At 60.3% G+C, this 9928-nt stretch carries 4 protein-coding genes; 3 read left to right on the top strand and 1 reads right to left on the bottom strand.

The features are described from left to right. Positions 1 to 552: 552 nt before the first annotated feature. The gene (locus VGL22_RS04120) at positions 553 to 1884 is read right to left on the bottom strand and encodes a hypothetical protein (protein WP_465265618.1); all 1332 of its coding nucleotides are present in this window, start codon (positions 1882 to 1884) and stop codon (positions 553 to 555) included. A 468-nt stretch (positions 1885 to 2352) separates the two neighbouring features. Between VGL22_RS04120 and VGL22_RS04115 the strand changes: the two genes are divergently transcribed. The 3 genes from VGL22_RS04115 (at position 2353) to VGL22_RS04105 (ending at position 9888) form a co-directional block, all read left to right on the top strand. Next, positions 2353 to 5664 (top strand): TonB-dependent receptor, encoded by a 3312-nt coding sequence (locus VGL22_RS04115; RefSeq protein ID WP_465265617.1) that lies wholly within the window; start codon positions 2353 to 2355, stop codon positions 5662 to 5664. A gap of 146 nt (positions 5665 to 5810) precedes the next feature. After that, positions 5811 to 7331: a tetratricopeptide repeat protein gene (locus VGL22_RS04110; protein WP_465265616.1), complete on the top strand. Its 1521-nt coding sequence runs from the start codon at positions 5811 to 5813 to the stop codon at positions 7329 to 7331. Positions 7332 to 7407: 76 nt separating this feature from the next. Beyond that, positions 7408 to 9888: a glycoside hydrolase family 31 protein gene (locus VGL22_RS04105; protein WP_465265615.1), complete on the top strand. Its 2481-nt coding sequence runs from the start codon at positions 7408 to 7410 to the stop codon at positions 9886 to 9888. The last annotated feature ends 40 nt before the right edge of the window (positions 9889 to 9928 follow it).

The raw sequence follows: 9928 nt of genomic DNA, 5'->3' as shown, positions 1-9928 counted from the left end.
GGGGAGGCCTCAGTCATGCCATCGAGCTGCCCGATAGGGACGCACGAAGACGCTTGAGACCAGGATTCAGCCTGCGGAGGAGAGAGTTCTAGATTCGGAGCGTTGAGGCGCTGCCTGAAGAAGATCGGGGAGGCGCGGCCTCTCGATGACCATAGTGTCCAACAACCCAGACGGCGAATGGCTGCACATCCGCCTGACGAACAACCGCTGCGAGCCGCGCCGAATGCTCATTGGAACACTGCGAGTCTTGCGGCAGTATGGGGTTCTGTTGATCGATCCGGCAACAAGAACCACTTGCTCCCATCACCGGCGAAGGGCACTCACCGGCCATCTCATTACAGCAGGAGCGATGCGCCGTCGGGTGCATGGTCGGCAAGCAAAGAAGCGCGGGGGCCGCAGTCCAAAACACCAGGACAACAACCACAAGCAGCCCGAACTTTCTGCCCAATCGCATGCCGAAGGCTCCGAAATCTCATTATAAGCATCGCCTTAAAGTTCTTTAGCAGCGGTGATCGAGATCACACCATCGCGACGGACCTTACCGCCCATCCACTACCACGCGTACACAGCCGCTATCTGCGGCGGTTCAGGCGTCGAATCGGTAACCGTGGTCTTGAGAACCAGTTCCAGGTTCTTCTTTTGCCAGTCCGGGGGAAGTGCCCGCAGCGCTTTCTCCAGCAACTCCCGGCTCGATACGAATTCGCCCGCCGCCTGCGTGCCACTGCTCGCCAGGCCCGCGGCAATTACCGTGAACTGGCCGGTCTTCGAATCAAGCAGGCGCGCCACAATTGCGTAGTCTTCTCCAAACCGTTCCGAGTCGCGATACGTGGCGCGCCACGCCCGCCCGTTTGGCACCTGTTCACGAATCTCGTTCGACTCGGCTCCCTCCACGAACGTAAAGTGCAGCGAGGGCATTATCTGCATGGTCCACTTGTTATTGAATGCTCCGAGGATGACGTCGGGCGAGTTGCGCAGGTCCTCGAACGAGTAGTTTCCTCCAATGCGCACCTGGCTGGGTTTGCCCATCTCGCCAAGCAGGCCGGAGATGCTCACGGCCGAGTAGGCGTCGCCCACCGCAACCCCGTAATCCGGATACGGCAGCATCTGGCTCCACTGCAGTTTCTCGTGGCCGGCCAAAGAAAGCACCTGGTTGGAGCGATCGACCTCCGTCTGAAACATACCGGGATGTGTGCGCGCGTACCGCCGGTACAGTTCCAGCGACGGCCGATAGACCACAGGCTTCGCCACGCAGATCAGGACCGGCTGCCTGGTGGCGAACACCGGCGCCCAGAATTGATCCGTAAGCGTAGTCTCGTGAGAAGAGGACGGCGCACTCTGAAACCGAGTGCCCACCACGATCCCCAGAATCAGGCATGCCGCCATGGCGGCCCATCGCAAAGCCGCGGGGCGCAACAGGCCCGACAGGCTCCCTTGCGTCTTCTTTTCTGGAATATCGGCGTTTTCAGGTCCTGGCTTGCGCTCTGCCGGCAGCCACCGGACATCGGGAACATAGGAGCCCACCGGCAACTCAATCCGAAGCGGCGATTCACTCTGCGCCTGCTGGTAGTACTGTTGCAGCCGTCGCCTTACCTCGCCCGCCTGCACCCGGACAACAGGGTCGTCGCCGGTGGCATACCCTGGGTTCCGGTGGAATACCTCTGTTCCAATCGTGCGTTCCTTCAGTTGTTCGGAGTGGCCCAGGACGGCATAACGCACCACGAACTCCAGGAACTGGCGGCTGCGTATGGCATTGCGAAAGAAGCGGCTGGCCAGAATGCGGTCGAGCTCCGCGAATATCAGTTCTGCGCGCCCCGGCTCCATTTCAGCCCCTGCGGGCCAGGGTTCGTGATCGCTGCGATGCGAATGTCCAAGAGCTACGGTCATAGCTTTCCCGGTGCCGACGGTTAAACGATCGATGCGATGCGCCGCAAGAATAGGGAAAATGGATCGCTCTCTCGCGTCCACTGGTCAGAGAGATCAGCCAGACCAGTATGCCGTGCGCCTCTTCGTTAGCCGGGGCGCTGGGGGGTGGTGCTCCGTACCGCCAACCAAGTAGACACTCGCCGGAAAGCGCTGTCAATAGACATGTAACCTCCGGCAGCGTGAACACCGGCACCACCGGCAGGTTCTCCCGCAAGGGCCGGCAACCGCTTAACAATCAGTTATATAGCTGGGTCTCTTACGGTAAGAGAACTGTATATTACTTGGCGGCCCGGCTCTCAGAGACGGATGCTTCGGCCTTGATCGATCCAGAACTTGCCGGTCGAGTTGCTCATCCGAAAGTAAACGTTATCCAGGGATGCAGCCGGCTACGCAAACCAAAACAACACGATTCCGATCAGGAGACAGATCATGGCCAGTGCAAGAAAGCTGAACCGGCTCCTCCCCCTACTCTTCTTCCTGTTCACCATCACGGGAGTGCCCGCCCTGGGGCAGTTCTCGAGCGGCATTGAGGGAACCGCACGTGACGTCTCCGGAGCCGCCGTGCCAGGGGCCACCGTGGTCATCACCGACACTCGCTTAGGCGTGTCAAAGGAGACCACCACCAACGACGCGGGATACTTCCGGATCGACAGCGTGGCCGCATCTACTTATACGCTGGAGGTACGCGCCTCCGGCTTCGAGACCTGGCGCCAGCCCGATCTCACCCTCCAGGTCGGCGAGGTCCGTACCATCGCACCTGCTCTCAAGGTGGGAGCCACCTCCGAAAGCGTGCAGGTCTCCGCTGCTACCACCGCCGTTGATCTCGTCACTCCCACGACGGGGTCGGTCATCGCCGACACCACCGTCCAACAGACGCCGCTGCCCGACCAGAACATCTACGGCCTCACCGCTCTTACCCCCGGCATGACCGGGAGCGCGGTGACCTCCGGCGACAACTACACCAACGAATACGCGATCAACATCAACGCGGCAGGATTGCGCCAGGAACAGAACGGCTACATGATCGATGGCGCCTACACCAACACTCCCTCGCGCGGGGGCGGCACCTCCATTTCACCCAACCCCGAGATCGTCCAGTCGATGAGCGTCAAGACCAACAACTTCGACTCCCAGAAGGGCAGAAACGCAGGCGCAACGGTCGAGGTCTTCACCAACTCCGGATCAAACAATCTGCACGGCACATTCGACTACTACTTCCGGAACAATACCCTCGCCTGGCCCACGGTCTTCCAGAACGGCTCCGTCCCGACCTTCAGCCGCAATGAGATTGGCGCAACCTTCGGCGGCCCTGCTATCAAGAACAAGCTCTTCTATTACGGCTCCATCGATGTGCTGCGCTCCAGCTCGGCGCAAGCCTATACCGTCACCGCGGAAACCCAGGACTTCGACAGCTGGGTGGAGGCCAACCTCCCGAACACGATCGCGGCATCGATCCTGAAAGCCGCGCCCCCCCAATCCTTCCCCACCAGCAACCTTCAGACAGTAGCCCAGGTCCAAGCGAATACCCCCGGCTTCTACGCTCCTCCCGCCGGGATTCCCGCCAATCTCAATGCGGTTGGCACCGCCAACGTCAGCGTCACCACTCCCAACAACGGCTATCAATGGAGCGCGCGCGCCGACTACTATGTCGGCAATAACGACCGCATCTACGCCGACGCCATCCGGACTTCGCGTACCTCGGAAGGAATTCAGGCGCGCCCCGCCACCAACATTCCCTACTACGACATCTCTGAATTTGGCAACGTGAACTGGACACACACTTTCTCGCCGCGTTTCCTGAACGAGATGAGCGTGAACATGATCCGGCCTCAAGGCGCGAACGGCTCCACTCCCTCCGAGGCCATCCCCTACATCAATGTCACCGGCCTGCAGGGATTTGGCACATGGGGCGCCGGAAACTTCATCCAGACCACCGTCGGCTGGCGAGACGTGCTGAGTGCGACCATCAAATCGCATTCCCTCAAGTTTGGTTACGACGGCTATAACATCCGCGAGAACGACGTGCAGGACAGCGCCTTCACGCGCCCGACCTACAACTTCGACAACATCCTCGACTTCGTGCAGGACAAGGCCACGTCGGAAAGCGGAACGCACGTCGACCTCACCACGCATGGCCAGGCGCCCTACGTACGCCGTTATCGGGAGCTGTACACAGGCTTGTTCATCCAGGATGACTGGAAGGTGATGCCCAGGTTCACGCTCAACGCCGGCATTCGCTACGACTCGATGGGCCACATGTTTGGAATCATCAGCCCCAAACTCACCCTGCTCGAGCTTGCGCAGGGCAACCGCCAGCAGCAGATTGCAGGCGCTGCGGCCGTAGCTGCTCCCAATGGCCGCTGGAATGTCCTCGACCACATCATCTATGGCCTTACCCCTCGCGTCGGCTTTGCGTGGGACGTGTTCGGGACCGGCAAGACAGCTTTGCGCGGCGGCGCAGGTATGTTCGCGGACCAACCCCCCTATCTGCACATCACCGATGCCATCTCCGGCAACCTGCCCTATTTCTACTCGCCCTCAATCAACGTAAGACAGGGCAACCCCACGCCCGAGTTCCACCTCTGCGACCCGCCCACGGGATACTTCCAGGTCTGCCCTGTAGTGGATACCTCCAACGTGACATTCGACTCGCGCGGCGGGATCCTGCTTGACGGTGTTCCCCAACGCTCCGGGCTGGGCGGCTTCGACCCTAACTACAAAATGACGCAGGTGGAAGCCTGGACCCTGAGCGTCCAACAACAACTGCGAAGCGACCTCATCTTTGAGCTCAACTATTCAGGGACCGCCGCGCACCATCTCCCGATCTACCAGAATGCCAATCGCTTCGCGGGAGATCTGATCGTCAACAAGGGAAGTCCGCAGTTCCTGAACCCCAGTTTCGGCGCGCTCGAATACGGGACGTCGAACGGCAACTCGGCCGGCCATGTCGGTTCGGTTGTTCTCACCCGCCGCATGACCCGTGGATTCGCGGTGCGTGGCATCTACTCTTTTGCCAAGGCGTTGGATGTGTACAGCACGGCTCAATCCATCTCCGGCGGAGGCGTCACCGCCAACACCAACATCATCCAGCCGGACAACATCCGTGCCCAGCGCGGACGAGCCGACTACGATATACGTCAGCAGTTCTCTTCGGACGGGATATGGGTCGTACCCACGCACTTCGATTCATCGATCCTGCAAAACGTCCTCGGAGGCTGGCAGGTCGGCGGTGTGTGGATCATGCAGACCGGGCTTCCGTTCACGGTGTTTACCAGCGCCCCGTTCCGTCCGGTCTTCGACGCAGGCGGAAACGTAGTAGGCAACACGGGTGGCGATTACAACGCCGACGGAACCAACTATGACGTGCCCAATGTGCCCGGATTTGGCAGACACCTGTCAGGCCGAACCAAGGACCAGTTCCTGGCCGGCATCTTCGGCGCGCAACCTCAGGCGTCCTCGTCCTTCCCCGCTCCACCGCTTGGCCAGGAGGGCGATCTGGGCCGCAACACCTACGATCAGCCCGGCTATAACAACGTGAACCTGAATGTGGTCAAGTTCATCACCACCCCATGGTTCTTCGGAGAGAGCATGAAAATCGAGTTGCGAGGAGAGATGCTCAACCTGTTCAATCGAGCCAATCTCACCTTCGTCAGTTCGGATATGACCAGCGGAACTTTCGGCCAGGCCACCAACACCATGCCCGCTCGTACAATTACGTTCCATGTGCGTGCGAGCTTCTAAGCGGGACTGACGATAGCCCGCGCAAAAATGGCGAGCTGGGGATTATCTCCCCGGCTCGCTGAATCCGCCGGCGGCTTCAGCTCCCGCCCCTGTACCGCTGTTGAAACAAAGGACACGCGTCTGTAATCTGACCAGCTGGAGAGGCCGTGCTTTCTCGCCCCGTCACATACGCCGCAATTGCAGTTCTCCTGCTGTTCTTGCCCACGTGCGGGGCGCAAACTCTCCCCGCGTCAAAGCAGGGGTCCGTCATCTCTGACGCTCAGGCGCTCATCCACGCAAAGCAGTATGACGAGGCAATAACCCTTGTCAACTCCGGGCTCCACAACGCACCCGCCGACTACCGCCTCTGGACCATCCAGGCAATCGCGCTCTCACTCAAAGGTGAAAAGGACCAGGCAATCGCCTCCTTCGACAAAGCCCTGCGTCTGTCACCTTCTTACATCCCTGCGCTCCGCGGTGAGGTGCAGGTGCTCTTCCCATCCTCCGACAAGCGCGCAATTCCTCTCCTGGAGAGCATCCTTCAGGCAGATACCAAAGATGCCACTGCTCATGAAATGCTGGCCGTGCTGCAGCGCAAGCAGGGCGACTGCGTGGCCGCGAATCGGCACTTCGCGCTCGCTGGCGAGACGATCGACAATCATCCCGGGTCCCTCGAAGCCTATGGTTCCTGCCTGCTGGAGACGAAACAAGCCGAGCAGGCCGTGCCAGTGTTCGAGCGGCTGGTCGCCCTGCTCCCCGATCGCAACTATGCCCGCTACGATCTGGCCGTGGTCGAGATTGCGAGCAGGCAATTTGAAGCCGCCATTCGAACCCTTGAGCCTCTGCTCACCGACGATCAAAAAGATCCGGAGATTCTGAGCCTGGCCTCGCAAGCATATGAAAAGACAAAAAACACGCCCCGCGCCGTCGCCCTGTTGCGCCAGGCTATCGTGCTGAGTCCCACTACTCCTGACTACTACGCGTCTTTCGCCGCCTTATGCCTGGAACACGATTCGTTCCAGGTGGGCATTGACATGATGAACGTAGGCCTCAAGTACATCCCCGATGACCCAGCCCTCTACGTCGCTCGCGGCCTCCTCTTCGTGGAACTCGCGGACTTCCCCCACGCGGAACAAGACTTCAGCCGGGTTGAAAAACTCTCGTCCCTGCAGGTTCTGGGGGCCTATGCCCTCGACCTCACTGAGGTGCAGAAGAATAATCCTGAAGAGGCACTAGCCAGGGTGCGGGCACAGTTGAAGGATCATCCCGACGACCCTTTCCTGAATTACTTCTTCGCTCAGTCCCTGACAAACGCGTCCCCTGACGTGAACAGCCGCGAGTACAACGAAGCTCTGATGGCTGCGCGCAAAGCCGCTGCGGCCAAGCCCGACTACGTGCCTGTGCATGACCTTCTGGCCTCGATCTACATCCATGCCGGGCAGTATCCGGAGGCTATCGCTGAATGTCGCACCGCGTTGCGCTACGACCCCTCCGATGAAGGCGGCACCTATCACCTCCTCATCGCTCTCAAACACTTGGGTCAAACCCAGGAACTCCCTGCGCTGGCGAAACGCCTCGCTCAATTGCATCGAGATTCCCTGAACCGGGAGACTGAACGCAAGAGTTTCAGGCTCATTGAAGCAGGCAAGGATGCCGCTCCGAATGCACCGCAGGGTACCGGCTCTTGAATCTCGTCTGAACTTTGTCCTCGCATCTGCATCCGTCTTGACGCCAACCCGACACAACACACTCTTCGAGGCTAGAATGCGCCGTCGACTTGTACGCTTGCCCGTTTCATCCGATTCCTGCCGCAATGCACGTCTCCCTCTCCGCCTGGCGAGCTTCTGCCTCGTCACGCTCGCCCTCCTGGCATTCACCCCGTCAAGCGCAGCCCAGTCTGCCGATCCGGGGCCCGGATTTGTGCTGGATCGGCAAGACCGGACCATCGTCCTCGAGCCCTATGGGCCAAACATCCTTCGCGTGACCATGAGCACGCAAAAATCCGCGGCACTCGCGCACCCCGGCTATGGCTTGCTCGGTACGCCCTCCTCCGCCGGATGGGCTCGTACCCAGGACTCGGGAGGTTACGACGTGATTCAGTCCGCGCGCATGATCGTGCATGTGGCGCCCCAGAACCAGCCCGCTCCTCACGCCATGCCGCTCGACCCCCTCAATCAGTCGTTGCGCCACCATTACTTCGGCGGCTTCGAGCCTCGGCACCCTCCACTCAACGACACCCTCTCCATCGCCACGGCCTCCGGCAAGCCGCTGCTGACCATGTGGACCTGGGCCATGGCTCCCAATCACTCCGACCCAAATGCCGCCGGAGGGCAGCATCCCAGCCCGGCCGGCTCCCGCGTCTCCGCCACCTTCGACTCGCCTGCCGACGAACACTACTACGGTCTTGGCCAGCAGCAACAAGGCGCCCTCGATCTGCGCGACCACCGCATCCATTGCTGGCACGACTACTCCTCCATCGGCGGAGAGAATGTCTGTGTTCCCTTCATGGTTTCCAGTCGCGGCTACGGCCTCATCTGGGACAATCCATCCAAAACCACTGTTGATCTCGGCTTCAACGAGCGGAACGTGTGGTCATCGGAGATCGGCGACAACGTCTCGTTCTTCGTCATCGCCGGAGATAACGTCGATGAGATCTATCAGGGATATCGCCAGCTCACCGGTGTGACCCACATGCTGCCGCGCGGCGTCTATGGCTACATTCAGAGCAAGGCCATCTATCCCACTCAGGAACAGGCTCTCGACATCGCAAAAGGATATCGCGACCGGAATCTGCCGCTCGATGTTCTGGTTGTCGACTTTCTCAACATGACCCGCCAGGGCGAGCTGGACCTCGATCCCAAGCGCTGGCCCGACCCCGCCGCCATGAATCGGCAACTGCATTCCATGGGAATCAAAACCCTGCTGAGCGTCTGGCCGCACTTCGCTCCCGGCACCCGGTTCTACGACATGCTGCAGCAAAAGGGATGGCTGATCCGCAGCTCCAACGGCACGCCGGATTCCGGATCCTTCAGCAAGGAAATCGGCCCTAACATCGATACCACTAACCCTGACGCCGCTAAGTGGTGGTGGAACTCCATACGTGATCGCTACATCAAACCCTACGGGTTTGACTATCTCTGGCTCGACGAGACCGAGCCGGACGTGGATCCCTACAAAGACTCCTTCTTCATCGGCTCGGGCGCTCGCTTCTACAACGTCTACCCCCTGTTCCATACCGCGTCTGTTTACGACGGTATGAGGCGCGACTTTGGCGACAGCCGCCGCGTGATGATCCTCGCCCGCGCCGCTTACCTCGGAGCACAGCGCAACGGCACCGTCTTCTGGTCAAGCGATATCACTTCCACTTGGGACATGTTGAAGCGGTCCATCCCGGCGGGGCTCAACTTTACCGCCACCGGCATGCCTTACTGGGACACCGATATAGCCGGCTTCTTCTCGCCCCAGATCCACGCTGGCTATAACCCCGCGCATAAACCGCTGGTTGATCCATCGGACGCACTCGGCAACGTGGATGGCTACGTGGACTATCCCGAGCTGTTCGTGCGCTGGTTCCAGTGGGGAACCTTCCAGCCCGTCATGCGCGCACACGGCGAACGCATGCACAACGAGGTCTGGTCCTATGGCAAGCAGGCTGAAGCGATCCTGTCGAAGTATCTCCGCCTGCGCTACCAGCTCATCCCGTACACTTACTCGCTCGCCTATCACAGTTACCAGACCGGTGCGCCTTACACGCGCGCCCTGTTCATGGACTTCCCTGCTGATCCGAATGTGGCGGATATTCCCGATGAGTACATGTTCGGCCCCGCTCTGCTTGTAGCGCCCGTCTCGGAGCAGGGCGCGACCAGCCGCAAAGTCTACCTGCCCGCTGGCTGCGACTGGTACAACTATTGGACCAACGAGCGGATCAAGGGCGGCCAGACCATCACCGCCGCCGCTCCCATTGACACCATCCCGCTGTTCGTTCGCGCCGGCTCCATCCTGCCTCTCGGATCTGAAGTTCTCAACGCCGATCAGCCGCCCGCGATCGCCTCCTTACGCGTCTACCCGGGGTCCGATGCGGACTTCAATCTGTTCTCTGACGACGGCACAACGTACGCATACGAAAACGGGAAGGGATCCATCACCCGGTTGCATTGGAACGATCAGAAGCAACAGTTGACCCACGAAGGCGCCGCCGCCTGGACGGAACCAGACGCGGCGGTGATCCAGGTTATTCATCCCTGACTTTGAAATCGGGAGCAGCTTCGCTGTCCTCGATGAGCGA

It is taken from the genome of Occallatibacter sp. (assembly GCF_036502485.1).
Taxonomy (GTDB): Bacteria; Acidobacteriota; Terriglobia; order Terriglobales; family Acidobacteriaceae; genus Telmatobacter.
The sequence above is the reverse complement of the archived record's forward strand: the minus strand, read 5'-3'. Positions and strand labels throughout refer to the sequence as shown.

What these genes read in the sequence shown, in the direction of transcription:
- VGL22_RS04120 (WP_465265618.1), bottom strand. Translation starts at nt 1,884, where the DNA reads ATGACCGTAGCTCTTGGACATTCGCATCGCAGCGATCACGAACCCTGG.
- VGL22_RS04105 (WP_465265615.1), top strand. Translation starts at nt 7,408, where the DNA reads ATGCGCCGTCGACTTGTACGCTTGCCCGTTTCATCCGATTCCTGCCGC.
- VGL22_RS04115 (WP_465265617.1), top strand. Translation starts at nt 2,353, where the DNA reads ATGGCCAGTGCAAGAAAGCTGAACCGGCTCCTCCCCCTACTCTTCTTC.